Origin of the sequence: Billgrantia lactosivorans, assembly GCF_003254665.1 — a bacterium.
Classification (GTDB): domain Bacteria; phylum Pseudomonadota; class Gammaproteobacteria; order Pseudomonadales; family Halomonadaceae; genus Halomonas; species Halomonas lactosivorans.
Map to the genome: position 1 here is coordinate 1,221,869 of NZ_QHGY01000001.1, position 26,917 is coordinate 1,248,785.

General features: G+C 66.3%; 22 protein-coding genes. 7 read left to right on the plus strand and 15 right to left on the minus strand.

Going from position 1 to position 26,917, the window contains the following annotated elements:
* Positions 1-15: 15 nt before the first annotated feature.
* From DIS04_RS05435 to katG, 5 genes are all read right to left on the minus strand, one after another.
* Entirely contained in the window at positions 16-471 is a 456-nt protein-coding gene (locus DIS04_RS05435; RefSeq protein WP_111412699.1) for a tripartite tricarboxylate transporter TctB family protein, read from the minus strand.
* Positions 468-2,000, minus strand: a complete 1,533-nt coding sequence (locus tag DIS04_RS05440; RefSeq protein WP_111412700.1) for a tripartite tricarboxylate transporter permease — start codon at positions 1,998-2,000, stop codon at positions 468-470. Before DIS04_RS05440 ends, DIS04_RS05435 begins: the two co-directional genes overlap by 4 nt.
* A 93-nt stretch (positions 2,001-2,093) precedes the next feature.
* Positions 2,094-3,050: a Bug family tripartite tricarboxylate transporter substrate binding protein gene (locus tag DIS04_RS05445; RefSeq protein ID WP_111412701.1), complete on the minus strand. Its 957-nt coding sequence runs from the start codon at positions 3,048-3,050 to the stop codon at positions 2,094-2,096.
* A 153-nt stretch (positions 3,051-3,203) separates the two neighbouring features.
* Positions 3,204-3,953, minus strand: a complete 750-nt coding sequence (locus DIS04_RS05450) for a FadR/GntR family transcriptional regulator (protein ID WP_111412702.1) — start codon at positions 3,951-3,953, stop codon at positions 3,204-3,206.
* A 162-nt stretch (positions 3,954-4,115) separates the two neighbouring features.
* A complete protein-coding gene (katG, locus tag DIS04_RS05455) occupies positions 4,116-6,341 on the minus strand; it encodes a catalase/peroxidase HPI (protein ID WP_111412703.1) in 2,226 nt (741 codons plus the stop codon).
* 233 nt (positions 6,342-6,574) lie between these two features.
* On the opposite strand from katG, the gene argE reads away from it, so the two are divergent.
* A complete protein-coding gene (argE, locus tag DIS04_RS05460) occupies positions 6,575-7,729 on the plus strand; it encodes an acetylornithine deacetylase (RefSeq protein WP_111412704.1) in 1,155 nt (384 codons plus the stop codon).
* Here argE and DIS04_RS05465 read toward each other — a convergent pair.
* The 9 genes from DIS04_RS05465 to DIS04_RS05505 all read right to left on the minus strand — a co-directional run bounded on the left by DIS04_RS05465 (position 7,726) and on the right by DIS04_RS05505 (position 18,098).
* The gene (locus DIS04_RS05465; protein WP_111412705.1) at positions 7,726-8,613 is read right to left on the minus strand and encodes an SMP-30/gluconolactonase/LRE family protein; all 888 of its coding nucleotides are present in this window, start codon (positions 8,611-8,613) and stop codon (positions 7,726-7,728) included. The genes argE and DIS04_RS05465 overlap by 4 nt on opposite strands.
* Before the next feature lie 34 nt (positions 8,614-8,647).
* A complete protein-coding gene (locus DIS04_RS05470) occupies positions 8,648-10,447 on the minus strand; it encodes an IlvD/Edd family dehydratase (protein ID WP_111412706.1) in 1,800 nt (599 codons plus the stop codon).
* A gap of 84 nt (positions 10,448-10,531) precedes the next feature.
* Complete coding sequence (locus DIS04_RS05475) at positions 10,532-11,425, minus strand: aldose 1-epimerase (RefSeq protein ID WP_111412707.1); 894 nt, start codon at positions 11,423-11,425, stop codon at positions 10,532-10,534.
* A 10-nt stretch (positions 11,426-11,435) separates the two neighbouring features.
* On the minus strand, positions 11,436-12,599 hold the full coding sequence (locus DIS04_RS05480; protein WP_111412708.1) for a Gfo/Idh/MocA family protein: 1,164 nt from the start codon (positions 12,597-12,599) through the stop codon (positions 11,436-11,438).
* 13 nt (positions 12,600-12,612) lie between these two features.
* Positions 12,613-13,668, minus strand: a complete 1,056-nt coding sequence (locus DIS04_RS05485) for a sugar phosphate isomerase/epimerase family protein (protein WP_111412709.1) — start codon at positions 13,666-13,668, stop codon at positions 12,613-12,615.
* Between the two features lie 63 nt (positions 13,669-13,731).
* Positions 13,732-14,715 carry an ABC transporter substrate-binding protein gene (locus tag DIS04_RS05490; RefSeq protein ID WP_245904487.1) on the minus strand — a complete coding sequence of 328 codons (984 nt, stop codon included), beginning with the start codon at positions 14,713-14,715 and terminating at the stop codon, positions 13,732-13,734.
* A gap of 89 nt (positions 14,716-14,804) precedes the next feature.
* Positions 14,805-15,806: an ABC transporter permease gene (locus DIS04_RS05495; RefSeq protein WP_245904488.1), complete on the minus strand. Its 1,002-nt coding sequence runs from the start codon at positions 15,804-15,806 to the stop codon at positions 14,805-14,807.
* The gene (locus tag DIS04_RS05500) at positions 15,799-17,328 is read right to left on the minus strand and encodes a sugar ABC transporter ATP-binding protein (RefSeq protein ID WP_111412711.1); all 1,530 of its coding nucleotides are present in this window, start codon (positions 17,326-17,328) and stop codon (positions 15,799-15,801) included. Before DIS04_RS05500 ends, DIS04_RS05495 begins: the two co-directional genes overlap by 8 nt.
* The gene (locus tag DIS04_RS05505; protein WP_111412712.1) at positions 17,328-18,098 is read right to left on the minus strand and encodes an SDR family NAD(P)-dependent oxidoreductase; all 771 of its coding nucleotides are present in this window, start codon (positions 18,096-18,098) and stop codon (positions 17,328-17,330) included. The genes DIS04_RS05500 and DIS04_RS05505 overlap by 1 nt, the downstream gene beginning before the upstream one ends.
* 338 nt (positions 18,099-18,436) lie before the next feature.
* On the opposite strand from DIS04_RS05505, the gene DIS04_RS05510 reads away from it, so the two are divergent.
* Together DIS04_RS05510 and DIS04_RS05515 are read left to right on the plus strand one after the other, a co-directional pair.
* Positions 18,437-19,642, plus strand: coding sequence for an ROK family protein (locus tag DIS04_RS05510; RefSeq protein ID WP_111412713.1), 1,206 nt, complete (start codon positions 18,437-18,439; stop codon positions 19,640-19,642).
* Positions 19,643-19,982: 340 nt separating this feature from the next.
* Entirely contained in the window at positions 19,983-20,747 is a 765-nt protein-coding gene (locus tag DIS04_RS05515; protein ID WP_111412714.1) for a FadR/GntR family transcriptional regulator, read from the plus strand.
* Positions 20,748-20,836: 89 nt separating this feature from the next.
* Here DIS04_RS05515 and DIS04_RS05520 read toward each other — a convergent pair whose 3' ends face one another.
* Positions 20,837-22,582, minus strand: a complete 1,746-nt coding sequence (locus DIS04_RS05520; RefSeq protein ID WP_111412715.1) for an IlvD/Edd family dehydratase — start codon at positions 22,580-22,582, stop codon at positions 20,837-20,839.
* A 239-nt stretch (positions 22,583-22,821) separates the two neighbouring features.
* Here DIS04_RS05520 and DIS04_RS05525 point away from each other — a divergent pair, with 239 nt between their 5' ends.
* The 4 genes from DIS04_RS05525 (at position 22,822) to araD1 (ending at position 26,830) form a co-directional block, all read left to right on the plus strand.
* Positions 22,822-23,886 (plus strand): TRAP transporter substrate-binding protein, encoded by a 1,065-nt coding sequence (locus DIS04_RS05525; protein WP_111412716.1) that lies wholly within the window; start codon positions 22,822-22,824, stop codon positions 23,884-23,886.
* Between the two features lie 65 nt (positions 23,887-23,951).
* Positions 23,952-24,527: a TRAP transporter small permease gene (locus tag DIS04_RS05530; RefSeq protein ID WP_111412717.1), complete on the plus strand. Its 576-nt coding sequence runs from the start codon at positions 23,952-23,954 to the stop codon at positions 24,525-24,527.
* Positions 24,528-24,530: 3 nt separating this feature from the next.
* Complete coding sequence (locus tag DIS04_RS05535) at positions 24,531-25,814, plus strand: TRAP transporter large permease (RefSeq protein WP_111412718.1); 1,284 nt, start codon at positions 24,531-24,533, stop codon at positions 25,812-25,814.
* Between the two features lie 29 nt (positions 25,815-25,843).
* Positions 25,844-26,830: an AraD1 family protein gene (gene araD1, locus DIS04_RS05540; RefSeq protein WP_111412719.1), complete on the plus strand. Its 987-nt coding sequence runs from the start codon at positions 25,844-25,846 to the stop codon at positions 26,828-26,830.
* Positions 26,831-26,917: the final 87 nt, after the last annotated feature.

A 26,917-nucleotide genomic window follows, 5' to 3' on the forward strand; every position in this document is an offset into this window, starting at 1 on the left:
GCTGGCTCCTGGCGGCTAGAACAACAGCCCGGTGGGCAGACGCACGTTCAGCACCTCCTTGAACGTGAAATAGAAGACGAGTACGAGGGCGAGGAGCGAAGGCGTCCACTTGAGCAGGCGAGTGCCCTCCACCGGGCCGTCGACCCGCGCGAGGTACCACGTCAGCGCGTAGAAGGCAACCAGCGTGGCGACCAGGAAGCCGAGCTGCGCGATCGCCGCCCACCAGGCGAAGAAACCGATCATGACCACCAGCAGCCGCGTGGGACTGCCGGGGATCTCGACGCGGCGCTCGCCGGGCCGCACGAAGCCCTTCACCACCAGCGCCACGGAGAGCAGTGCCAGGATCACCAGGATGGCGCGGGGGAACATGATGGTCAGGCGGCCCATGTCGCCTCGCGGCAGCCACAGCACCGCGGCGAAGGCCAGGCCGAACAGGCCGGCGGCGATGTCGGTGTTGAGGCGCACCATCATGGCGTGTCCTCCTGCGAGACCTTGTCCAGCCGGCCGCTGCGCTCGAGCCAGATCGGCACCAGCGCCGTCGCCGCCCCCACCAGCACGAGCAGGGCCAGCACCTTGGACAGCGTGTTGTTGAGCAGGCGCAGCCAGGGCACGGGATCGGCCACCGCAGCCATGAGCGTCTGCACGTAGCCCTGCTCGGCGATACCGCCGAGAATCAGCCCGAGCACGATCGGCGCCGCCTGGATGCCGATCAGGCGCAGGAAATAGCCGGCGGTCCCCAGCATCAGCATGATGCCCACGTCGAGGTAGCTGTTGCGCAGCGCGAAGGTGCCGAGAATGGTGACCATGGCGATGCCGGGCAGCAGGAAATAGTACGGGGTGCGGATCACCACGCGGTGGATGAGCCGCCCGCCGAGCAGCCCCACCGGCAGCAGCATCAGCGCGGCAAGCCCCATCGACAGGATGAAGCCGTTGGTGAGCACACCGGACTGGGTGAACAGGTCGAGCCCCGGACGCAGGCCGTGCAGCAGCAGCACCCCGAGAATGATGGCATCCGGCGGCGCCCCCGGGATGCCCAGGGTGAGCAGCGGCACCATGCTGCCCGCCACCATCACGTTGTTGCTCGATTCCGAGGCGACCACGCCCTCGACGTTGCCCTTGCCGAAGCTCTTGGGATCCTTGGAGAAGCGTCGCGCCTCGTTGTAGGCGACCAGGCTGGTGACGTTGCCCCCGGCGCCGGGAATGATGGCGATGATCTGGCCGATCAGGCACGAGCGGATCAGGTTGACGGGCTTGCCGAACACCTGGCGCGCCACCTGCCGGATCGAGGTGTCGCGCCTGCGCAGCTCGCCCACGCCGGGCAGGGCGCCACGCCCTTCCGCCGCCATGTTCAGCAGCTCGGGTATCACGAACAGCCCGATCAGGGCCACCACGAGTTCGATGCCCCCCTGCAACGGCGGAAAGCCGAAGGTGAAGCGCGTCTCGCCGCCCACCGGCGAGACGCCGATGGTGCTCAGCAGCATGCCGATGCAGCCCCCCAGCAGGCCCTTGAGCAATGAACCGCTCGACAGGCTCGCCACCAGCGTGAGACCCAGCATGGCGACCCAGAACATCTCGGCGGGCCCGAAGGCGACCGCCCAGCGCGCCAGCGGCGGCGCCAGCACCAGCAGGAACGCGACCCCGACCAGGCCGCCCACCACCGAGGCCATGGTGGCCGCGGCCAGGGCCTCGTAGGCACGCCCCTGGCGCGCCATGGGGTAGCCGTCGAAGGTGGTGGCGATCGACGAGGGCGTGCCAGGAGTGTTGATCAGGATGGCGGTGAAGGCCCCGCCGTAGATCGACCCCATGTAGACCGCACCCAGCGCTATCAGGCCCTGCAACGCCTCCATCGAGAAGGTGAAGGGCAGCAGGACGGCCAGCGCCATCGATGCCGTGAGCCCCGGCAGCGCGCCGATGAACAGCCCGGCCGTGACGCCGAGCAGCACCGTGATCAGGCTCTCGAAGGTCAGCAGCGTGGCCAGCGCCTGGAGCAGCATGTCCATGTTATCCCTCCCCGCACGAATCGTTGACGGCGCAACCCGGTGGCGGCCGGCCCCGCGGCTGCGGTGCCGGCCGGAACCATCGCGGGAGGGGCGTCAGTCGTCCTCCTTGGCCTCCTCGAGGATCGGCTCGTAGGCTTCGCGCAGCGTGGCGATGAGCTCGTCGAGTTCCTCGCCGTGGATGTCCTCCATCACGAAGCCGAGCGGTTCCTGCTTCTCGGCGATCTGCTCGTTGGCCGTGGCGAACGCCTCGCGCAGCCGCTCGACCACCTCGTCGGACGTATCGGCGGGCACCGCCACGCCGCGGTAGGCGCCGCCGACGATGTCGTAGCCCTGCTCCTTGAAGGTCGGCGCATCGGGCAGCGCCTTGACCCGCTCCTCGGAGGCCACCGCCAGCACCCGCACGTTATCCATCTCGGTGCCCAGCATGGTGTAGTTGAACAGGCCGCTGACGTGATTGCCCTCCAGCGCCCCCTTGAGCGGGCCGGTGCCGGAGAACGGAATGTAGGTCAGGTCGATGTCGGCTTCCTTCTCGAAGCGCAGCATGTCCAGGTGGTTGGCACTGTAGGTCCCGCTGCCGCCCAGGGTGATCGCCTCGGGATTCTCCTTGGCATCCTCGACTAGGTCCTCGAGGGTCTCGTAGGGGCTGTCCTTGGACACGATCAGGGCGTTGGGCGTGGAGTGGAAGAAGGTCACGATCTTCCAGTCGTCGGTCTCGTAGCCGGCGTCGCTGCGCTCGATCGGCTGGCCGATGATGTGCGGCAGGTTGACGCCGATGATCTCGTAGCCGTCCGCTTCGGCGCTGTTCTGGAACTCGCTCCAGGCCACGGCCCCGCCGCCGCCCGGCCGGTGGGTCACGTTGACGTTGACGCCCAGTTCCTCCTCCAGGATCGGCTCCTGGAACCTGGCCGTGACATCGGATTCCCCGCCCGGATCGAAGGGAATGACGTAGGTGATGTCCTCTTCGGGATATTCGGCCTGCGCCGAGGCGGCGAAGGTGAGTGCCGTCAGCGCCGAAACGGCGACGGCCAGCGTGTGGCGTGAAACGAACATGGCAATGCTCCTGACGTTGTTGTGATCTCGTCAACGTCCGGCCAGCCAGCGCCGTTGTCGGTTGTCCTTGCCCCTGGCTGCCGAACCGGCCCGTGCAAGCGCTGCAGGGTCACACTTGAAGCTAGCCAAGTTGTAAAACTTGTCAAATTGCCGTCAGCCTTCGAAGACCCGCCGGCGGGAATTGCCGAGGTGCTCGCGCATGCAGCGGCTGGCCGCCTCGCCATCTCCGGCGATCACGCTGTCGTGGATGCGGCGATGCTCCTCCTGCACCTCGGGCAGGTGGTGGGCGGGGCGACGCAGGCCCAGACCGCGCGCCAGGTTCTGGCCATAGGTGATCGGCTCCTTGAGCGACAGCAGCGTCTGGGAGAAGAAGCGGTTGTGGGTGGCCTCGGCGATGGCCAGGTGGAAGCCGAAGTCGGCATCCACGCCGAGCGCGTTGTCGCGGATGCGCTGCTCGAGCAGCCTCAGCGCGGCGGTGATCGCCCGGCGGTCCTCGTTACCGGCATTGACCGCCGCCAAGCGCGCCGACTCGGCCTCGACCGCGATACGAAACTCGAAGCAGCGCTGGATGTCCGCCAGGGTCTCCAGCGGCGCGAACTCTAGCATGGCGCGGTCGGGGCGCAGGCACACGAAGCTGCCCGCGCCGCGGTGCGAGCGCACCAGGCCATCCTCGCGCAGCTTGGCCAGGGCCTCGCGCACGATCGGACGCGAGACGCCATAACGCTTCGCCAGGGCGTCTTCGGAGGGCAGGCGCTCGCCCTCGTCGAACTCCCGCCGGATGATGCGATCGATGATGTCGCCGTAGACGCGGTCGCTGAGCTTGAAGGCGCGCTGCCTGTCCGCCTCGGGAGAGCCGCCCTCGGCTCCGCGGTCGTCGCGGCGATGGGGGGTGGAGGATGTCATGTCACGCTTCCTTGGCCTTTCCCTCTTGCCTATACCTTACCGTTCTTGCGGGGCGCTGGCATGGTTTCGAGCCACGACTCGCCGCGCCGGCCTGCCCTGAACAGCAGAAGCGCCCCGCTGGCGGGGCGCTTCTGCCACTCCTCCTTCAGTTTCAGGTCGGCCTCACGCCAGGTCGAAGCGGTCCGCGTTCATCACCTTGTTCCAGGCGGCGACGAAGTCGTTGACGAACTTCTCCTGGGCGTCGTCCTGGGCGTAGACCTCGGCGATGGCGCGCAGCTGCGAGTTGGAGCCGAACACCAGGTCGACGCGGGTGCCGGTCCACTTCACTTCGCCACTCCTGCGGTCGCGGCCCTCGAACACGTCGGCCTCCGCCGAGGCCGGCTGCCACCGGGTGCCCATGTCGACCAGGTTGACGAAGAAGTCGTTGGTCAGCGTCCCGGGGCGGTCGGTAAACACACCGTGCCGCGAGTCGCCGTAGTTGGCCTCGAGCACGCGCAGGCCGCCCACCAGCACGCTCATCTCCGGTGCGCTGAGCCCCAGCAGCTGGGCCTTGTCGATCAGCATCTCCTCGTCGGAGACGGTGAAGCGGGCGCGGCGGTAGTTGCGGAAGCCGTCGGCCTCGGGGCGCAGCCACTCGAACGACTCGACGTCGGTCTGCTCGGCGCTGGCGTCGGTGCGGCCCGGCGTGAACGGTACTTCGATGGCGTGGCCGGCGTCGCTGGCCGCCTTCTCGATGGCAGCGGCACCGCCGAGCACGATCAGGTCGGCCAGCGACACCCGCTTGCCGCCGGACTGGAGCGCATTGAAGTCGCCCTGGATGCTCTCCAGCGTCCTGAGTACCTTGGCCAGCTGCTCGGGCTGGTTGGCTTCCCAATCCTTCTGCGGCGCCAGGCGAATGCGTGCGCCGTTGGCCCCGCCGCGCATGTCGGAGCCACGGAAGGTGGATGCCGACGACCAGGCGGTGTAGACAAGCTCGGCAACGCTCAGGCCCGAGCCGAGGATCTTGCTCTTGAGGCTGGCGATGTCCCGGGCATCGATCAGCTCATGGTCCACGGCGGGCACCGGGTCCTGCCAGATCAGCTCTTCGGCCGGCACTTCCGGGCCGAGGTAGCGTGCCTTCGGGCCCATGTCGCGGTGGGTCAGCTTGAACCAGGCGCGGGCGAAGGCGTCGGCAAACTCGCCCGGATGCTTGTGGAAGTGCTCGGCGATCCTGCGATACGCCGGGTCCTCGCGCATGGCCATGTCGGCGGTGGACATCATGATGCCCACACGCTTCGAGGCATCCTCGGCATCCGGCGCCATGTCCTTCTCGGCCAGGTTCTTGGGCACCCACTGCTTGGCGCCCGCCGGGCTGGTGGTGAGCTCCCACTCGTAGCCGAACAGCACGTCGAAGTAGCTCATGTCCCACGTCGTCGGCGTCGGGGTCCAGGCGCCCTCGAGGCCGCTGGTGATGGTGTCGCGGCCCTTGCCGCTCTTGTAACGGCTCTGCCAGCCGAAGCCCATCTCCTCCATGGGCGCCGCCTCCGGCTCAGGCCCCACGTTGACCGGATCGCCGGCGCCGTGTGTCTTGCCGAAGGTGTGGCCGCCAGCGGTCAGGGCCACCGTCTCGTAGTCGTTCATCGCCATGCGAGCGAAGGTTTCGCGGATGTCCCTGGCCGAGGCCAGCGGATCCGGGTTGCCGTCCGGCCCTTCCGGGTTGACGTAGATGAGGCCCATCTGCACCGCGGCCAGCGGGTTCTCCAGCTCGCGTTCGCCGGAATAGCGGCTCTTGGCGTGGCCGCTGTCGGCCAGCCACTCGTCCTCGGCGCCCCAGTAGATGTCCTCTTCCGGCTGGTAGACGTCCTCGCGGCCACCGGCGAAACCGAAGGTCTTGAAGCCCATGGACTCCAGCGCGACGTTGCCCGCCAGGATGTACAAGTCGGCCCAGGAGAGCTTGTTGCCGTACTTCTGCTTGATCGGCCACAGCAGGCGGCGCGCCTTGTCGAGGTTGCCGTTGTCGGGCCAGCTGTTGAGCGGCGCGAAGCGCTGGGTGCCGGTACCCGCCCCGCCGCGGCCATCGCCAACGCGGTAGCTGCCGGCGCTGTGCCAGGCCATGCGAATGAACAGCGGACCGTAATGGCCGTAGTCGGCCGGCCACCACTCCTGGGAGTCGGTCATCAGCGCCTCGAGGTCTTGCTTTACAGCGGGAAGGTCGAGCGACTTGAACGCCTCGGCGTAATCGAAATCCGCCCCCAGCGGGTTGGACTTGGGGGCATGCTGGTGAAGAATGTTCAGGTTGAGCTGGTTGGGCCACCAGTCGTGTGTGGCGTTGCCCTTGTCCCCATGTCTTGTGCGTGACCCGTGCATGACGGGGCACTTGCCTGCGCTGCTGTCGACTTTCTGATCCATGACGCTTTCCCTTTGTGACGTGTTGTCGTGAAAATGTGGCTGTAGCGTGAGAACAGGTATATCAGCGCAATCGAAAGAGAGAGACTTGATTTTCCACACCGCAGCAATAGCCAATTTCAATAACACCATCACATTCGATTGAGCCAGCCTTTCGTCATGCCAGGCCGGAGACGATCATCCGTTGCGAGCTGCAGGCGTGTTAGGCTTCAGGCAATGCCCCGAAGGAGAGACTCATGACTGCCGCCGAGATGCTCGAACGCCTGGTAGGCTTTGCCACCGTGTCGCGCGATTCCAACCTCGACCTGATCGCCTTCGTCGAAGGCTACCTCGACGAGCACGGCGTGAAGCACTGGCGGGTGGAAAGCGACGACGGCAAGAAGGCCAACCTGCTGGCGCGCATCGGGCCGGAGGTGGTAGGCGGTGTGGTGCTGTCGGGCCACACCGACGTGGTGCCGGTCGACGGCCAGCCCTGGTCCACCGACCCGTTCACGCTGGTCGACAAGGGCGACGGCAAGCTCTACGGACGCGGCACCTGCGACATGAAAGGCTTCATCGCCTGCGCCCTGGCCGAGCTGCCCGAATGGGTGGCGCGCGGCTTGGACAAGCCGATCTACCTGGCGCTCTCCTACGACGAGGAGGTGGGCTGCATCGGCGCACCACGCATGATCGAGCGACTGATGGCCGACCATCCGCGCCCGGCGGCGGTGATCGTCGGCGAGCCGACCCTGATGCAGCCGGTGGTGGCGCACAAGGGCGCCACCAACCTGCGTACCACGGTGACCGGCCGCGCCTCCCACTCCAGCCAGGTCGACCAGGGCGTGTCGGCGATCCACGTCGCGGCACGGCTGGTGACGAAGATCGAGGACGTGATGAGCGAGCTGCGCGCCGAGGGGCGCGTCGACGAGGCCTTCAACGTCGCCCACTCCAGCCTGCACGTGGGCAAGATCGCCGGCGGCACCGCGATCAACATCATGGCGCGGGAGTGCACCTTCGAGTGGGAGATCCGCCACCTGCCCAGCGACCGCTTCGAGGAGCTGATCGGGCGTGTCAACGACTACGCCACCGAGCTCGAGGCCGAGATGCAGCAGCGTGCGCCCGAGACGAGCATCGTCACCGAGGCGCTGAACGTCACGGTGCCGGCGCTGGCCGACGACAACAACGCCGCGGTGCTCGACCTGTGCCGCGAGCTGCTCGGCGAGCAGCCCAGCGGCGCGGTGGCCTACGCCACCGAGGCCGGCCAGTTCCAGCGCGTGGGGCTGCCCACCGTGATCTGCGGCCCCGGCAGCATTCGCCAGGCCCACCAGCCCGACGAATACATCGAGCTCGAGCAGCTCGCGGCGGGCAGCCGCTTCATGCAGGCCCTGGGGCGGCGGCTGGCGGGGGGCTAGCCACCGAAGCCGGGCTCGGCAAGCCCCGTCACGCCGGTTCTCATCTGCAGCAGGCTGCCGGCCAGCGGCCAGCGCGCCTTGCCTTCGGCGGCCAGGTGCTGGGTCGCGGTGGTGATGTAGAGCGTGCGCAGGTCGGGCCCGCCGAAGGCCACCATGGTCGGGTGCGGGCACGGCACCGGGTGCTCCGCCACCAGTTCGCCCGCCGGCGAGAAGCGCACGATGCGACCGCCGTCGTAGAGCGCGCTCCAGTAGCAACCCTCGCGGTCCACCGCCGCGCCGTCGGGCACGCCGGGAAGCTCCAGCCTTTCCAGGTCGACCCAGGTTTCGCCCTCCCCCAGGGTGCCGCTGTCGACGTCGAAGGGGTAGCGCAGGATGCGCCGGCTCAGCGAGTCGGTGTGGTAGAGCCAGCGCCGGTCGGGGCTGAAGGCCAGGCCGTTGGAGATGCGGACATTCGGCAAGCGCCGGGTGAGTTCGCCGCGGTCGAGACAGTAGAGCGCCGCCGTGGGGCTCGCCTCGTCGCTGGCGATGGTGCCCACCCACAGCCGGCCGGCGGCGTCGCAGCGGCCGTCGTTGAAGCGGTTGCCCTGCCCCGCCTGTTGCCACTCGGGGTTGTCGGCCAGCCGCTCGGGCTCGCCGTTCTCGGGCAGGCGCAGGATGCCCGACGCGGCGGCGGCCACCAGCCCGGAATCGGCGAGCGCCAAGCAGCCCACCTTCTCGCCCAGCTCGGTGCGCGTCGGTGTTCCGCCCACCTGCGGTTGCCAGGCGTAGACATGGCCGTTATTGATATCGGCCCAGTAGAGCGTCTGGCGCTCCACCGACCAAACCGGGCTCTCGCCCAGGCTCATGTCTAGCTTTACCGCCACTTCGATACTGCCCTCTGGCATATGACCTCCCTTGCCTGTCACGTCATCCATCGCCTCAATGATTGTCGCGCGGCGGGCTCTGGCGTGCCACGTCGCGGTACCGGGTGGCTCCCTGCAGCGTCATGCCGCGATCGAGCGGCTCGACCAGGGTGCGCTGGATCTCCTGCCACGGCGTCTGGTGGTCGGGGTAGCGGTAGCCGCCCTGCTTCTCCAGCCGCTCGTGTCGCGCCTGTATCTCGGCGTCGTCCACCAACAGGTTCACTTCGCCGCGACTCAGGTCGACGCGCAGCCGATCGCCATCCACGAGCAGCGCCAACCCGCCGCCGGTGGCCGCCTCGGGGGCGGCGTTGAGGATCGACGGCGAGCCCGAGGTACCCGACTGGCGCCCGTCCCCCAGGCACGGCAGCGACTCGATGCCGCGCTTGATCAGCGCCTCGGGCGGCTGCATGTTGACCACCTCGGCACCGCCGGGGTGGCCCACCGGGCCGGCCCCGCGCATCACCAGGATGGTGGTCTCGTCGATGCCGAGCGCCGGGTCGTCGATGCGCGCGTGGTAATCCTCCGAGCCGTCGAACACCACCACCTTGCCCTCGAAGGCCTCGGGGTCGTCGGGGTTGGAGAGGAAGCGCGCGCGAAAGTCGGCGGAGATCACGCTGGTCTTCATCAGCGCCGAATCGAACAGGTTGCCCTTGAGGTTGAGGAAGCCGGCCTTCTCGACCAGCGGGTTGGCATAGCGGCGGATCACCTCGGGGTCCTGGGTCTCGCAGCCGCTGCAATTGTCGGCAAGCGTTCTCCCATTGACGGTGAGCGCCTCGCCGTGGAGCTTGCCGGCACCGATCAGCTCGTGGACCACTGCCGGCACGCCGCCGGCACGGTGGAACTCCTCGGAGAGATAGGCCCCGGCGGGCATCACGTTGGCCAGCAGCGGAATGGCATGCCCCAGCGTCTGCCAGTCGTCGTTGCTGATCTCGACGCCGGCGTGACGGGCGATGGCGTTGACATGGATCGGCGCGTTGGAGGAGCCGCCCAGCGCCGAGCACACCACGATGGCGTTCTCGAACGCCTCGCGGACCAGAATATCGCTGGGCCGCAGGTCCTGCCACACCATGTCGACGATGCGCGTGCCGGTGTCGTAGGCCACGATCGAGCGCTCCTTGTAGGGCGCCGGGATCATCGCCGAGCCGGGCAGGCTCATGCCCAGCGCCTCGGCCATCGAGTTCATGGTCGAGGCGGTGCCCATGGTGTTGCAATGCCCCACCGAGGGGGCCGAATCGGTCGCCCGGGCGAGGAACTCGGCGTAGTCGATGTCGCCGGCCGCGAGCCGCTTGCGCAGCTCCCAGATGATGGTACCGGAGCCGACCCGGTCCGGCCCACGCCAGCCGTTGAGCATCGGCCCGCCGGAGAGCACGATGGCGGGAATGTTGACCGTGGCCGCGGCCATCAGGCTCGCCGGGGTGGTCTTGTCGCAGCCGGTGGTGAGCACCACGCCGTCGAGCGGGTAACCGTGCAGCACCTCGACCAGGCCCAGGTAGGCCAGGTTGCGATCAAGCGCGGCGGTGGGCCGCCGCGCGTTCTCGTGGATCGGGTGCAGCGGGAATTCGAACGGTACCCCGCCGGTGGCGCGAATGCCGTCCTTGACCCGTTTCACCAGTTCGATGTGATGGCGGTTGCATGGTGTCAGGTCGGAGCCCGACTGGCAGATACCGATGATCGGCTTGCCGCTGGCGAGCTCCTCCAGGGTGATGCCGTAGTTCATGTAGCGTTCGATGCACAGCGCCGTGGTGCCCGGATGATCGGGGTTGTCGAACCACCAGCGCGAACGCAGCTGGTCGGGCGTGATCTTGCGGTCGGTCATGGTCTTCCCCTGAGTAAAGGTTCTCTCATAGTTTCCGCATCCGAACCGGCTATGGGAAACCTGCCATGCTCCCAGGCAGGGTCGTCAGCCCCTTGCCGATGTTGTGCGACAAGAAAAACGCCACGCCTGAGTCAGCGTCTGCCCGCGGGCAAGTTCGACAAGCCCGTGAGCCAGAGGATCGGCGAAGTGATGAGCGTTCACGTCGTGGGAAACCGGCTCGAAGCAGAAGAAATCCGCCCCCTCGCCGGGTGAGTAAATCAGATAACGTCCGACGCTTGGAAGGCACGCCACCTTGAGGGCCAACCCGCGCGACGGCCAGGCGATGCTTGCCACCCCCCGCCAGCCAGAGAACAGGTTGTCGATAGGGCCGGCTGGCAGACGGCTGGCCGTCGCGAATGACCAATCATCGCAGGCGGCAAGCGGTCGCCAGCGGACCGGGAGCTGGGCATCGTCGACTTCCCAGACGCCCCGGGCGGGAGCTTCGATGATGACATCGGAGGTACGCGGAAACCACGGATGCAGCCCGACCCCGTAAGGCACCGGGCGCTCTCCCAAGTGAGTCACCTCCAGTTCGATCGCCAGGCAATTCCCCTCGAGGCGATAGCGCAGCTCAGCACGGTAGTCGAAGGGTGGCTGCCATGCTGAACGCAGCATGAGCACAAGCTCGCTCTTCGCAGCGTGCATGACCTCCCAGGCCTGCTGCCAGCCGTCACCGTGGATCGGCAACGGCTCACCCGGAAGATTGGCAGCCAATGCATAATGGCGGCCTCGCCAGCGAAAACCACCTTTGGCGATACGGTTCGACCAGGGTACCAGCGGGTACAGCCCCATGCCGTTAGGATCGCGGGACGACGCCCGGCCGGGGCGGAAAAGCGGCTCGGGGCCGTGCGGCATCAGGGCATCGAAGCGCACCACGCAGCCGCCCAGCTCAGGCAGGACCTCCAGGTAGAGCCGGTCACTGCTCAACCGCACGCTCATCGCCAGCCCCTCAGAAAGTCACCCAGGCACCACCCGACTGCGATGACTCCAGCGCCCGGGTGATGAACTGCAGGCCATCGACCCCATCGTCCACTCCCGGCGTGCTGGCGGACAGTACCGCGGCCTCCCGCCCCGCCTGACGCGCTCGGATCTGCTCGGCGAAGTCAGTGTAGAGCTGGGCGAAGGCTTCCAGGTAGCCCTCGGGGTGCCCCGGCGGGATTCGCGATGCGACAAGCGCCGCGTCACCGAGCCCAGGACCGTTGCGGGTCAGGATCCGTGACGGCTCACCCAGCGGCGAGTGGAACAGCCGGTTGGGCGTCTCCTGATGCCATTCAAGTCCGCCTCGGCTGCCGTAGACCCGCAACTTCAGGCCGTTCTCGTTTCCCGGCACCACCTGACTCGACCACAGCATGCCCCGCGCCCCGCCCCTGAAGCGCAGCATCATGTGCACGTTGTCATCCAGGGCGCGGCCCTCGACGAAGGTGTGCAGGTCCGCCGCCAGCGACTCCAGCTCGAGCCCGGTGACGAAGCGCGCCAGGTGATAGGCGTGGGTGCCAATATCGCCCAGGCAGCCTGCCGGGCCGCTGCGCTTGGGATCGGTGCGCCACTCGGCCTGCTTGACCCCACTCTCCTCGAGGCGCGTCGACAGCCAGTCCTGAGGATATTCGACCTGCACGACCCGAAGCTCGCCCAGCTCGCCGGCGGCGACCATGTCACGGGCCTGACGCACCAGCGGGTAGCCGGAGTAGTTATGGGTGAGCCCGAAGAACAGACCGCTGCGTTCGACCAGCGCGGCCAGCGCCTGGGCATCCTCAAGGGTAGTGGTCATCGGCTTGTCGCAGATCACATGGATGCCGGCCTCGAGAAAGGTACGCGCCACGTCGAAGTGCAGGTGATTGGGCGTGACGATGGCGACCACGTCGATGCCGTCGGGGCGCTGGCTTTCCGCCTCGGCCATGGCGCGGTAGTCGGGGTAGGCGCGCGCTTCGGCGACATGCAGCTCGGCGGCCGCCCCCCGGCTGCGCTCGGGATCGGAGGCGAAGGCGCCGGCCACCAGTTCGTAGTGGTCGTCGATTCGGGCGGCGATGCGATGCACGCCACCAATGAAGGCTCCCGGGCCGCCACCGACCATGCCCAGGCGCAGCCGGCGGGTTGTCTCGTCAAGTTGGCTCATGGCATGTCTTCCTTCAGTCGAGGCCCAGCAGGCGGCGGTTGGTCGCCTCGTCGACGCCCGCGTCGGCGAAATCGTCGAAGGCCCGTTCGGTCACCTGGATGATGTGGTCGCGAATGAAAGCGGCGCCTTCGCGTGCGCCGACCTCCGGATGCTTGAGACAGCACTCCCACTCCAGCACCGCCCAGCCGTGATAGTCGTTGGCGGCCATCCACGAGAACATCGACTTGAAGTCGATCTGGCCGTCGCCCAGCGAGCGAAAGCGCCCTGCCCGTTCGGTCCATGACTGGTAGCCGGAATAGACGCCCTGCTTGGGGCTTGGATTGAACTCGGCATCCTTGACGTGAAACATCTGGATGTGGTCGCGGTAGACATCCAGGAAGCCCAGGTAGTCGAGCTGCTGCAGGAGCAGATGACTGGGGTCGTAGAGGATGTGGCAGCGCGGGTGATGACCGACCCGCTCGAGAAACATCTCGAAGGTGATGCCGTCGTGCAGGTCCTCGCCGGGATGGATCTCGTAGCAGAGGTTGACCCCGGCCTCGTCGAAGGCGTCGAGAATCGGCCGCCAGCGCTTGGCCAGCTCATCGAAGGCGGTTTCGATCAGGCCTGAGGGTCGCTGTGGCCACGGATAGACATAAGGCCAGGCCAGGGCGCCGGAAAAGGTGCCGTGGTCGGTAAGCCCCAGGTTCTTCGAGGCTTTGGCGGCCAGCATGAGCTGCTCCACGGCCCATGCCTGGCGGGCCTTGGGATCGCCACGCACCTCGGGGGCCGCGAAGCCGTCGAACATCTCGTCATAGGCGGGGTGCACGGCCACCAGTTGGCCCTGCAGGTGGGTAGAGAGTTCGGTCAGTGCCAGGCCGTGCTCTGCCAGGGTACCCTGGATCTCGTCGCAGTAGGTCTGGCTCTCGGCGGCACGCTTCAGGTCGATCAGGCGCGCATCCCAGCTGGGTATCTGCACGCCTTCATAGCCCAGTTTCGCCGCCCAGGCTGCGATGCTGTCGAGGCTGTTGAAGGGGGCGTCGTCTCCGGCGAACTGGGCGAGGAAGATCGCCGGCCCTTTGATGGTTTGCATAAGCGGCTCTCCGATGTTTGTCGGAAGAAGATCGAGCGGGCGTCGAGCGCCCACTCGAAGCGATCAGAACGGTGAATCGGGGAAGTAGTACTGCTCGGCGTTCTCCGGCGTGATCAGCGGGGAGCCGAGAATGTATTCGCCGACCACCGGGCCGTTGGAGACAAAGTTCTGCACGGTGAGATCCATGGCGGTGGCGATCATCGCCGGCGGGTACAGCACATCGACCGGCACCAGCTCATCCCCCTCCATGACCCGGGCGATGATGTCCTTCATGCCGGCGCCGCCGACGATGAACAGTTCATCCTCGCGCTCGGCCTGGCGTACCGCCTCGATCACCCCGAGCGCGATGTCGTCATCCTGGGCCCACACCGCATCGATGTTTTCGAAGCGCGCCAGGAAGTCCTGCATCACCTCGAAGCCATCATCGCGATTCCAGTTGGCATGCTGCATGTCGAGGATATTGATCTCGGAGCCTTCTATGGCTTCCTCGAAACCCTGCACGCGTTCGTCGTCGATCACCGTGGGAATGCCGCGCAGCACCACGATATCTCCCTGCCCGTCGAGCCGTTCGCGAATGTATTCACCCGACACGCGGCCCAGCTCATGGTTGTTGCCGGCCACGTAGAGATCTTCGATTCCCTTCTGCTCGAGGCCACGGTCCACCACGGTGACGAACACCCCCGACTCCTTGACCCGACGTACCGGGTCGGTCAGTGGCCCGGACTCGAAGGGCAACACCACCAGGGCATCGATATTGCGCTGCGAGACCAGATCCTCGAGGTCATTGGCCTGCTCACCGGGGTCACTGGCCGTGCTGATGGTGATCGACACATCGGGATGCAAGGACTCGAGGCGCTCCTTGGCCTGTTCGGCGTGGAAGTTGACGCCGCCTGTCCAACCATGGGTGGCCGCGGGGATCGACACGCCGATGGTGATCTCCTGGGCCATGGCAAGCGTGGGTAGACCCAATGCCGTTACCGTGGCGAATGCCGCGATGGTCTTTCTCGCGTGGGTCATGCTGGTTCTTGTCGTCTTCTTGCTGGGCATGGTGATGCTCCTGTGCTGCTTGTGCTTGTTTTGGTCGTGCCTGTGCTTGTCTTGGTCGTGCCTGATTTGCTGCTGCCTGCGCGAGCGCCTCACGGCGCCGATTTCCTCCACGACGCACGTTGCAGGTACACCGCGACGATGATGATGATCCCCTGCACCGTACCGTTGAGATAGTTGGAAATGGCATCGGTCAGGTTGAGGATGTTGCCGATCATGGTCAGCATGATCGCCCCTATAACCGTGCCCCAGATGCGCCCGTGCCCTCCCTTGAGCACGGTGCCTCCGATGATCACTGCAGCGATCGCCTCGAGCTCCCAGAGCACACCGGTGGCGCCTGAAGCCGAACCCAGCCGCGGCACGTAAATGATGGTCGCCAGGGCCACGCACACGCCCTGCAGCATATAGGTCATGGTCTTGATGCGGTCGACATGAATGGCGCTGTACTCGGCCACCTTCTCGTTGGAGCCGATGGCGAAGCAGTACCGGCCGAAGCGGGTATAGTTGAGCAGGATATAACCTGCCACCGCCACCAGCAGGAACACGATTACCGGTATCGGGATGCCCATCAGGCTGCCGTAATAGACGGGCCGATAGATGTCACGCACGCCCCAGTCCAGCGACAGGGTCCCGCCGTCGGCGAGATAGGTCACCAGCGAGCGATAGATGCCCATGGTGCCGAGGGTGACGATAAAGGCCTCGATCCTGCCCTTGGTGGTCACCATGCCATTGATGAAGCCGGCACACAGACCCAGCAGCAGGGAGGCACCGATGCCCAGCAGTATCGTGGTCAACCCCGGGCCGAACTGCTCGACCAGGCTGTTCATGAGGATGATCATCACCCCGGCGATGAAGGCCGCCATCGAGCCCACCGACAGGTCGAGCCCGCCCGCGGTGATAACGAAGGTGGCGCCGATGGCAATGATGCCGATAAAGGCGCTGCGGGTGAGCATGTTGGAGAGGTTGTCCAGCCCCAGAAAGGCGGGATTGATCAACACTCCCAGTACCGCCAGAGCCAACAGGGCGAAGAAGGGTCCCCACGCCTTGAGGTCGATGGAGGCATGACTCCGAGCGACTGGCTTGTTGTCAGGCACGACGCTGTTCATCAACTCCTACCCCCTTGATCCCGGATGCGTACTGGATGATTTCGTCTTCATTGATCTGCTCTCCCTCGAGCACCCCGGTCAGTACCCCAGCGCACATCACCGCCACCCGGTGCGAGAGGCCGATGAGTTCGGCCATCTCCGAGGAGATCAGGATGACCGAACAGCCGGCATCGGTGAGTTCGCGCACGAAGTGGTATATCTGGTGCTTGGTGCCGACGTCGATGCCGCGGGTCGGCTCATTGATGATGACGATCTCGGGGTCGATGGACATGACCTTGGCCAGCAGCAGTTTCTGCTGATTGCCGCCGGATAGCTCGGCTGCGGTGGTTGCATGGGTCCGCAGGCGAATGTCGAAGCGTTCCGTGGCCTCCTGAAAGGCCTGCTCTTCGCGGCGCCGATCGATCAGTGGCCGGCAGTAGGCGCGCAAATTGAGCAGCGTGAGATTGGGGCGCAGCCCCATGTTGAGCACCAGGCCCTTGCCCTTGCGGTCTTCCGTGAGATAGGCGATGCGCTGGCGCACCGCATCACGCAAGTGGCGCAGCACCACCGGCTGGCCATTGCGCAGCACCTCGCCTGCGCTGCGGGCACGCAGGCCAAGCAGTGCCTCGATCAACGCCGTGCGGCCGGCGCCGACCACCCCACCGAAGCCCAGCACCTCGCCACGGCGCAGGGTAAAGCTGGCGTGTCGGACAGCGCCGGGCACCACGATGCCGCGCGCCTCCAATACCACTGGGGCGTCGCTGGGCAGCGCCGTGCGCTGTGGATACATGTCCTTGATTTCGCGTCCTACCATCAGCCGTGCCAGCTCTTCCTTGCTGCGCCCGGCCATGGCTCCGTTGTCGATCAGCCGACCGTCGCGCAGCACCGTGACTTGATCGGCGATCCGCTCGATCTCGCGCAGCTTGTGGGAAATGTACAATATCGCCACCCCACGCTGGCGCAGCCGAGCGATCAGCGCAAACAGCACCTCGACTTCATGCTCGGTGAGAGTCGCCGTGGGCTCATCCATGATCAGTACCCGCACGTCGCGGGTGATCGCCTTGGCGATCTCGACCATCTGCTGATCGGAGGTGCTGAGATCCTTGACCCTGGCGCACGGATCGACGCGAGTCTCGAGTTCGGCCAATGCCTCGCGGCTGCGCTCGCGCATGGCCTGGCGGTCGAGGAAGGGGCCACGAAGCAGCTCACGCCCCAGGAAGATATTCTCTTCCGCGCTCAACTGCTCGGCCAGCGCCAGTTCCTGGTGGATCATCACGATCCCCTTCGCCTCAGCCTCACCGCTTCCACTGAAGCGCTGAGACTGGCCGTCGACTCGCACCTCGCCCGCACTGGGCGACAGGTAGCCAGCAAGTATCTTCACCAGGGTGGACTTACCCGCGCCGTTCTCGCCCAGCAGGGCATGTACCTCACCGGGATAAAGCCTCAGGCCGATACCGAACAGGACCTGGTTGCCGCCAAAGGCGCGATCGATGCCGCGTGCCTCGAGTACGGGAATGCCGTCCTGGCTCATCAGCCCCACCCTCCGTCGACAGGTATGGCAGCACCGGTCAGTTGGGTACTGTCGTCGGCGGCCAAAAAAAGTACCGTGGGTGCCACATGCTCAGGCTTAAGACGTTGCTTGAGGCATTGATGGGCCTGGATCGAGGCCTCCTCCTCCGGGCCTATCCACTTCTGCAGTTGGCGCTCGGTCAGGATCGAACCGGGCACCAGCGTGTTGACGCGAATGTTGTAGCGCCCGAGATCGCGTGCCAGGCTGCGGGTAAGGCCATGCACGGCGGCCTTGGCCGTCACGTAAGTCGACAGTTCGGGAATGGCCATCTGCACGCTGATCGAGCCGAAATTGACGATCGAACCGCCACCCGCCTCGATCATCTGGTGGGCCGCCGCCTGGGCAGCGAAGAACATCGGCCGCAGGTTGAGCGACATGCGCTCGTCCCAGTAGGCGACGTCGACCTCCTGCCAGGTATGACGATCGTCATTGGCGGCGTTGTTGACCAGGGTGTGGATCGGTCCCAGCTCACGCCCCACCTCGGCGATCACGCCCTGCAGGGCCTCGACATCGCGAATGTCGCAGCGGCGATAGCACGGCGCCCGCCCCGTCTCCGCCTGCAGCGCTTCCACCAGCGCGTGGCTGGCGGCATCGTCGATGTCGACGAAGGCGACTCGAGCCCCTTGCAGATGAAAAGCCCGGGTCAGCGCGGCCCCGATGCCGCTGCCGCCACCGGTAATGAAGACCACCCGCTCATCGAGGCTGGGGTAACGCGCCGCGTCGCTGTTCATGCTCTCTCCACTTAGTTTTTTCTCTTTACTAACAAAAGATTGATCAAGCCTCTCGGAAGCGACAATGAGACGTTAGTCGATGAATCTGATTTATCCTTCAAAATCATCTCTATCCCTCTCTTTTTCGAGAACCATGGGTTCTTATCGAGCATGGTCGACGCAAGACAATTCGTTTAGGCTTGGAACCAACTTAGGACATATGCGCCAGGAATGCCGCGGCGAAACCCTCGCGGGCCTTTACGTCGAATGGCATCATCGGAACGCGCTACCAAGCGTCCGGCGTCATCCGTTTCCTCCGCTGCGCCCCCGGCGTGCGGACTGCAAGGCCTCGTTCAATCATGTCAACCAGTTACCAGCAGCAGCACAAGGCGGGCGACCTCCACTTCCTCAAGCGGCTCAATCGCAGTGCCATCCTCGAACTGGTACGTCGTACTCCCGGGCTCACCCGGGCCGACATCGCCACCCAGGCCCAATTGACCAAGGCCACCGTGGGCTCCGGCGTGCAATCGCTGCTGCAGCAAGGCTGGCTGCGCGAGGGCGAACTGCAGAAGAGCAGCGGTGGCCGCCCAGGCCGCGCCCTGCATCTCAACAACGAGCGTCATGTGCTGTTCGGCGCCGAGGTGGGGGTACACGGGTTGCGCCTGGTGGCCTGCACCCTCTCGGGTCAGGTGCTCGAATCGCACCACGAGCATCTCGTGCCGACCACGCCGGAGGCCACCGTCGAGCTGCTGGCGGAACTCCTGCAGGGGCTGATGAACCCCTACCTGGAGGAAGGTCGCCGCTGCCTGGGGCTGGGGGTTGCCCTGCCCGGCCCCATCGCGCCCGACAAGCCCGTGCTGCGCCTGGCGCCCAACCTGGGCTGGCGCGACATTCGTTTTCTCGACCTGCTGCGCCCCCACCTCTCACGGCTCGAAGGCACCTGGCTGATGGACAACGAAGCCAAGTCGGCTGCCTTCGGTGAACTCTACTTCCGCACCGGCAACATTCCCCAATCACTGATGTACGTCAGCGCCGGCACCGGGATAGGCAGCGGCATGGCAGAGGGTAGCCACCTGCCGCTGGTGACCCGCGGCGTCCAGGGGCTGGCCGGTGAAATCGGCCATACCGTCCTGCAGCCCGGCGGGCTCTACTGCCACTGCGGCAATCGCGGCTGTGCCGAGACCCTGGTCAGCGGCTGGTCGATCCGGGCCGCGCTGGGCATTGCCGAGGAAGAGGATCTCATCGAAGCCCTGCTGCCTCGCCTGAACGACCCCGACGTGCAGGTCACGCTGCGCCGGGCCGGCGAGGCGCTGGGAATCCTGCTGCTCAACCTGCACCACACCCAGAACCCCTCCGAGATCGTGCTCGGCGGCTCGCTGACCCGGCTGGGCGAAGCGCTGCTGTCTCCCGCTCTCGACTACTTCAAGGCCAATCAGAATCGCCTGCTCGGCACGACCCAGCAGGTCCCGCTGCGGGTGATCGAGGACTCCACCTTCGTCGCCGCCCGCGGCGCCGCGGCCCAGGTCCTGGCCAGCATCATCCATGGGCCGAGCGACCTGCTCTGAACGCATCCCCGGCTCGCTGCTCGACCCAGGCCGGCGCCATGGGGTCAGTCAGGAGACTGAACTTGATAGCCGACTCCAGCGGCAGTTCAACGCCCGTCCACGCCGTCAACCCCGCCACACCGACGCCGGGCGCGCTGGTCAATTGCGTCGACCGCTCCGACAAGCTACCCCCGGACCCTGGGCATGCGCCCATGGCATGCCCAGCGCCGCCAGCCCTCCGCCGAGATAAGGCTGCGCAACGCCAGGGCGGCGTTCCCGCCCTGGCGTTGCGACCTAGGCAGTATTGCCCGTATGTTGAACATATGTCACTTTATGTGGCGAATCATCGACATGAGCTGCCATGACCGCCACGCCTCCCAAGCGCTCCGCCAAGCCACCCCGCCCCAGTGTGGCGGAACATCTCGCCAAGGGCATTTTTTCCGGCCGCTACCAGCCGGGAGATTTCGTGCCGAAGGAGCTTGAACTCTGCGAGCAGTTCAACCTGAATCGTTCGGCGGTAAGGAGCGACCTTCGTCAGCTGGTCGACGTGGGTATCATCGAGCGCATCTCGGGACATGGTTCCAAGGTTCGAGACTACGAGGCATGGAACATCCTCGACCCCTCGGTCACCGCATGGCTGACCCGCTACGCCTCCCCCAACCCCCGGATTCAGCGCGAGATCCTGGCCTTCCGCCTGGACGTCGAGCCCTATGTGGCCATGACCGCGGCGAAGCGTGCCAAGGCGCGAGACCTGGTGGCCATCGAGGAAGCGCTGGAAGGCATGGAGCGCTGCCTTGCATCGAAGCCGACCATGGACGTCGCCCAATACAGCGACTATGACGTCGCGTTTCACGTCGCCATCTTCAAGGCCAGCCACAACATCGTCTGGTCGCAGCTTTCGCACATCCTGCGCCCCTCGATTCACCTGCTCGTGGAAACCTCCAATGACAGCACGTCCGACCCGGTAACCAGCTTCGAGCGGCATCGAAAGGTCATGGAAGCGATCCGCGCCCGCCAGCCGCTCGCCGCCTTCCATGCGGCTCGTGCCGTGCTGGAGGGAACGGCGGATGCGCTGGGCATCGAGCCCGGCGAAGCCACCCTGGGCGACTGGCTGGAGCCCGCCTGACGCAGTCGACTGCCGTGAATCGATGCCCAGCGCTTCACGCCTCGCCTCAGGGGCCGCGCTTGCGTCAGTGGGCGACACAAGCGCGGGGCTTAATGCGAGTGCCTCGGCACGTCGGCGCCGCGGCACCCGACCAGGAAATCGAAGTCGCAGCCCTCGTCAGCCTGTAGCACCCGCTCGATGTAGAGCTGGCGATAACCGCCGTCGCTGGCGATCCGTCGCGACGCGGCGGTCGGGTCGTGCTCGGCCAGGCGCGCCTCGAGCTCGGCGTCGTCGATGTCCAGGTGCAACTTGCCGGCATCGCAGTCGAGTTCGATCCAGTCGCCGTTGCGCACCGCGGCCAGCGGCCCACCGGCAGCGGATTCGGGGGCCACGTGCAGCACCACGGTACCGTAGGCGGTGCCGCTCATGCGCGCGTCGGAGATGCGCACCATGTCGGTCACGCCCTGCTCGAGCAGCTTCGCCGGCAGCCCCATGTTGCCCACCTCGGCCATGCCGTGATAGCCGCGCGGCCCGCAGTTTTTCATCACCAGTACGCTGCCGGCGTCGACCTCCAGCTCGGGGTCGTTGATGCGCGCCTTGTAGTCATCGAAATCCTCGAACACCACCGCGCGGCCGCGATGGCTCATCAGCTCGGGGCTCGCCGCCGAGGGCTTGAGCACCGCCCCACGCGGCGCCAGGTTGCCGTGCAGCACGCACATGCCGCCGTCCTCGCGCAGGGGAGTGTCCAGCGGGCGGATGACTGCGTCGTTGTAGAGCGGCGCGTCCTTGACGTTGTCCCACAGCGTGCTGCCGTTGACCGTCAGTGCCTCCTTGTGCGGCAGGCGGTCGGCCTCGCCCAGCCGGCGCAGCACCGCGGGCAAACCGCCGGCATAGTAGAACTCCTCCATCAGGAAGCGCCCCGAGGGCTGCAGGTCGACAATGGTCGGCGTGCCGCGGCCGACTCGGCTCCAGTCGTCGAGGTCGAGTTCGACGCCGATGCGCCCGGCGATGGCCTTGAGGTGGATCACCGCATTGGTCGAGCCGCCGATGGCGGCGTTGGTGCGGATGGCGTTCTCGAAGGCCTGCCTGGTCAGGATCTTCGACAACCGCAGATCCTCCTCGACCATCTTGACGATGCGGTTGCCGGAGAGGTGCGCCAGCACGTAGCGGCGCGAATCGACCGCGGGGATTGCCGCGTTGTGTGGCAGCGAGGTGCCCAGCGATTCCGCCATGCAGGCCATGGTCGAGGCCGTGCCCATGGTGTTGCAGGTGCCCGCCGAGCGCGACATGCCGGCCTCGGCGGCCATGAACTCGTGAAGCGAGATCGTGCCCGCCTTGACCTGCTCGGAGAGCTGCCAGACCACGGTGCCCGAGCCGATGTCGCGGCCCTCGTGCTTGCCGTTGAGCATCGGCCCGCCACTGACCACGAGGGTGGGGAGGTCGCAGCTCGCCGCGCCCATCAACAGCGCCGGCGTGGTCTTGTCGCAACCCACCAGCAGCACCACCGCATCGAGCGGGTTGCCGCGGATCGACTCCTCCACGTCCATGCTGGCCAGGTTGCGGGTGAACATCGCCGTGGGCCGCAGCAACGACTCGCCGTTGGAGAACACCGGGAACTCCACCGGGTAGCCGCCCGCCTCCAGCACGCCCTTCTTGACGTGCTCGGCCAGCTTGCGGAAGTGCGCGTTGCAGGGCGTGAGCTCCGACCAGGTGTTGCAGATGCCGATGATCGGCTTGCCCTCGAACTCATGGTCGGGGATGCCCTGATTCTTCATCCAGCTGCGGTACATGAAGCCGTTCTTGTCGGCGGTGCCGAACCACTGGGCCGACCGCAGCGAGCGTCGATTCTGGGACATGACGGTTTGTCTCCTTCACGCGGGGGGCCAGCTCATGAGGCCCGGAACTCCTCCGACGGTACTGTGACGCCGCAGAGTAGTCGACACATACAAAAGTATATGTTGAACATATATGTAAAAGGTCCAACATGGAGAAGACGAACCCCACGCGTACAACAACCCTCAACGCAACCCGCCCGCGCGTATCACAAGCCAACAAGCACGCCGGGGTTGCCACACCCCCCTGGAGGGAGAGACTCATGACACGTTACTGGTTACCTGCACTCGCTACCGCCAGCGCCACCGCCCTGGGCATGGGCGCCGCGCTGGCCGCCGAGACCCCCGACCTCTCCGACCCGCCCCCGATCGAGGGCGAGACACTGGAAGACGCCGGCTCCCATACCATTCGCGTGGGCCTGGGGCTGGCGGAGACCTCTCCGCTGTACATCTCCACCGAGCACTTCGGCGAGATCCTCTCCGAGCGCACCGATGGCCGCATCAAGGTCGAAGTGTTCCCCAACAGCCAGTTGGGGGACGACGCCCAGATGATGGAGATGCTGCAGACCGGCTCGCTGGACATGACCATTCCGTCGACCTCGCCGGCCACCACCTACGTGCCCGAGCTGGCGGTCTTCGACCTGCCGTTTTTGATACCGGATCGCGACGCCGCCGTGGCGGTCCTGCAGAGCGACGTGGCCCTCGATCTGCTCGACGAATTCGAGGGCAGCGGCATCAAGGCCCTGGCCTACCACGAGAACGGCTTCCGCCAGCTGACCAACAGCGAGAAAGCCGTCGCCTCCCCCGACGACATCGAGGGGCTGACCATCCGCACCATGGAGAATCCGGTGCAGCTCTCGATCTGGGAGACGCTCGGCGCCAGCCCCACCGCGATGGCCTTCGGCGAGGTGTTTTCGGCCATGGAGCAGGGCGTGATCGACGGCCAGGAGAATCCGTTCAGCACCATCCTCACCTCCAATTTCCACGAGGTGCAGGATCACGCCTCCGAGACCCGCCACGTCTACACGCCGTTCATCATCATGATGTCCGAACGGACCTGGGACACGCTCGACCCGAGCTACCAGGAGCTGGTTCAGGAAGCCGCCGAGCAGGCCGCCGAATACGAGATCCAGCTGGCCAGCGAATACGATGACTGGTCGCGCGAACAGCTCGAGGAGCACGGCATGGAAGTGACTCGACTCGACGAGGACCAGATCGCGGCCTTCCAGGACGCCGTGCAGCCGGTCTACGACGAGTGGGAAGACGAGATCGGCGCTGAGCTGATCGAGGAAATCCAGGCGATCGTCGACGACTCGGCCGACGAATGAACCCATGAACGCGAAGGCAAGGGAGCCGGCTCCCTTGCCTTCGCTTTGGTTACGGAGTGCCTTCAATGGAAGGAAGTGCCCAACGGGTAGCCGAGGAGATCGTCACCGACGACCCGCGGCGTCGCCCCCTCGAGCTGGACACCGAGCAGCGCCAGGGCCCCGCCGCCTTTCGCTGGCTGACGGTGGCCATGGAGCAGCTGATCGCCGCCATCCTGGTGGTGCTGATCGTCTCGGTCTCGGCCAACGTCATCGGTCGCGCGCTGCTCAATACCTCCTTGGCCTGGGCCGACGAGCTCGCCCGCATGCTGTTCATCTGGCTGATCTTCATCGGCGCCGCGGCCGCCTTCGCCCGCTACGAGCACATCGCTGTGGATTTCGTGGTGCGCCGCCTGCCGCCCCGCGCCGCCTACTGCCTCTACCTGCTGCAGCACCTGATCGTCGCCGCCGTGATGGGCGTGGTGCTCTTCGGGGCCTACCTGGTGATGTCGCGCTCCACCGGCAGCACCGCCATCCTTGGCGTGCCCTGGAACCTGATCAATGCCTCGCTGGCAATCTGTGCCGCCTTCGTGACCGCCGTGGCGCTCTGGCGCCTGTGGCGCTGCGTGAGCCTGATCCGGCACCCCGAGCAGAGGGGAGGCTGAGCCATGCTGTGGATTTTCCTGGGAATCCTCTTCGCCAGCATCGCCATCGGCCTGCCGATCGCCTTCGGCCTCGGCTTGGCGGCCGTGGTCATGGCGCTGATTTCCGATATTTCCCTGTCGGTGCTGGTCGAGCAGTCAGTTCGCGGGGTCAACAACTTCCCGCTGCTGGCGATCCCGTTCTTCATCCTGGTCGGCGAGGTGATGAGCGCTGGCGGCATCGCCCGCCGCCTGATGGACCTGGCCGCGGCGCTGGTCGGCTTCATCAAGGGGGGGTTGGGTCAGGTGGCGATCACCGGCTCGATGTTCTTCGGCGGCATCAGCGGCTCGGCGGTGGCCGACACCGCGGCCACCGGGGCGATGATGATCCCGTCGATGAAGCAGCAGGGCTATTCCGCCCCGCACGCCACGGCGATCAACACCGTCTCCTCGGTGATCGGCATCATCATCCCGCCGTCGATTCCGCTCATCCTCTACGGCATCGTCACCGAAACCTCGATCAGCCGCCTGTTCATTGCCGGGATCGTGCCGGGCCTGCTGATCGGCGGAGCGCTGATGGTGACCACCTTCGTCATGGCCAGCTTCGAGCACGCCGGGCAGACGCGCCGATTCCGCCTCGACCTGCTGTGGAAGGCCTTCAAGTCGTCGGCCCTGGCGCTGTTCCTGCCGGTGATCGTGATCGGTGGCATCATCGGCGGCCTGTTCACCGCTACCGAGGCGGCCGTGGTGGCGCTGCTCTATTCGCTGTTCATCTCGCTGGTGGTCTACCGCGAGTTCACGCCGCGCGACCTGTGGCCGATGATCATCCGCACCGCGCGACTGACCGGCATGGTGCTGCTGCTGCTGGCCTTCGCCACCGTCATCGCCTGGTTCCTGACCATCAACATGGTGCCGCAGACCCTGGTCATGCAGGTCCAGGCGATCACCCAGGATCCGTTCTGGCTGCTGATGATCGTCGCCGGGCTGCTGCTGCTGGTGGGCTTCGTGATGGACCTGACCCCGGCGATGGTGATCATGGCGCCGATGCTGACGCCGATCGTCGAGGCGGTGCAGATCGATCCCGTCTACTTCGGCGTGCTGATGGCCTTCGTGCTGGGCATCGGCCTGTTGACGCCGCCGGTGGGCACCTGTCTTTATGTGGGCTGTGGCGTAGGCCGCGTATCGATGGAGCAGCTGGTGCGCGCCATGCTGCCCTACTACGCGGCGCTGCTGGTGGTGCTGGTGATCCTGATCGCCTTCCCCGGTCTCGTCACCTGGCTGCCCGACCTCACCTCGGTGCGCGGCAACTGATTTCCAGCCAACGATAAGGAAACCGCGCCATGCGCTTGATTCAATGCGAACACCAAGGCCAGGTCCGCGCGGCCCGGGTCGAAAGCGACCGTGAGGTTCGCCTGCTCGACGTCAACACCTACACACTGGCCCGCCGCGCCATTGCGGCAGGCCAGTCGCTGGCCGACGCCGTCGAGGCGGCGTTGACCGAGACCCGCCTCGACTACCAGCGACTGGTCGACGAGAAACGCCTGCTGCCGCCGCTGACCCACCCCGACCCGGCGCACTGCCTGGTCACCGGCACCGGCCTGACTCACCTGGGCAGCGCCGACACACGCTCGGCCATGCACGCCAAGGCGCAGGCCGCCGAAGCCGAGCTCACCGACTCCATGCGCATGTTCAAGCTCGGGGTCGAGGGCGGCAAGCCACAAGCCGGCAGCGTCGGCGCCCAGCCGGAGTGGTTCTACAAGGGCGACGGCAGCTGTGTCGTCGCGCCCGAGGCGGAGATCCCCGTGCCACCCTTCGCCGCGGACGCCGGCGAGGAGCCGGAGCTGGCCGGGCTCTACGTGATCGGCGACGACGGCCGGCCCTGGCGGGTGGGCTACGCCGTGGGCAACGAGTTCTCCGACCACGTGACAGAGCGCTTCAACTACCTGTGGCTGGCCCACTCCAAGCTGCGCGCCTGCAGCTACGGTCCGGAACTTTTGCTCGGTGAGTTGCCCAAGGACCTGGAAGGCACCAGCCGCATCGTGCGCGGTGGCGAGGCCGTGTGGCAGAAGCCCTTTCTCACCGGCGAGGCCAACATGGCCCACAGCCTGGCCAACCTGGAACATCATCACTTCAAGTACCCGGGCTTCCGCCGCCCCGGCGACGTGCACGTGCACTTCTTCGGCACCGCGACCCTGAGCTTCGCCGACGGCGTCCGGACCCAGGACGGCGACCGCTTCGAGATCGCGCTGAGCGAATTCGGCCGCCCCCTGCGCAATCCACTACGCTTCGAGGCAGACACGCCCGCCATCGAAGTGAAATCGCTCTGAGAACAGCAAGGAGTTCCTATGCCACTGCAAGGCAAGATGCTGATCGGCCGCGAGGCCGCAAGCGGCAGTTCCAAGCCCATCCACGCC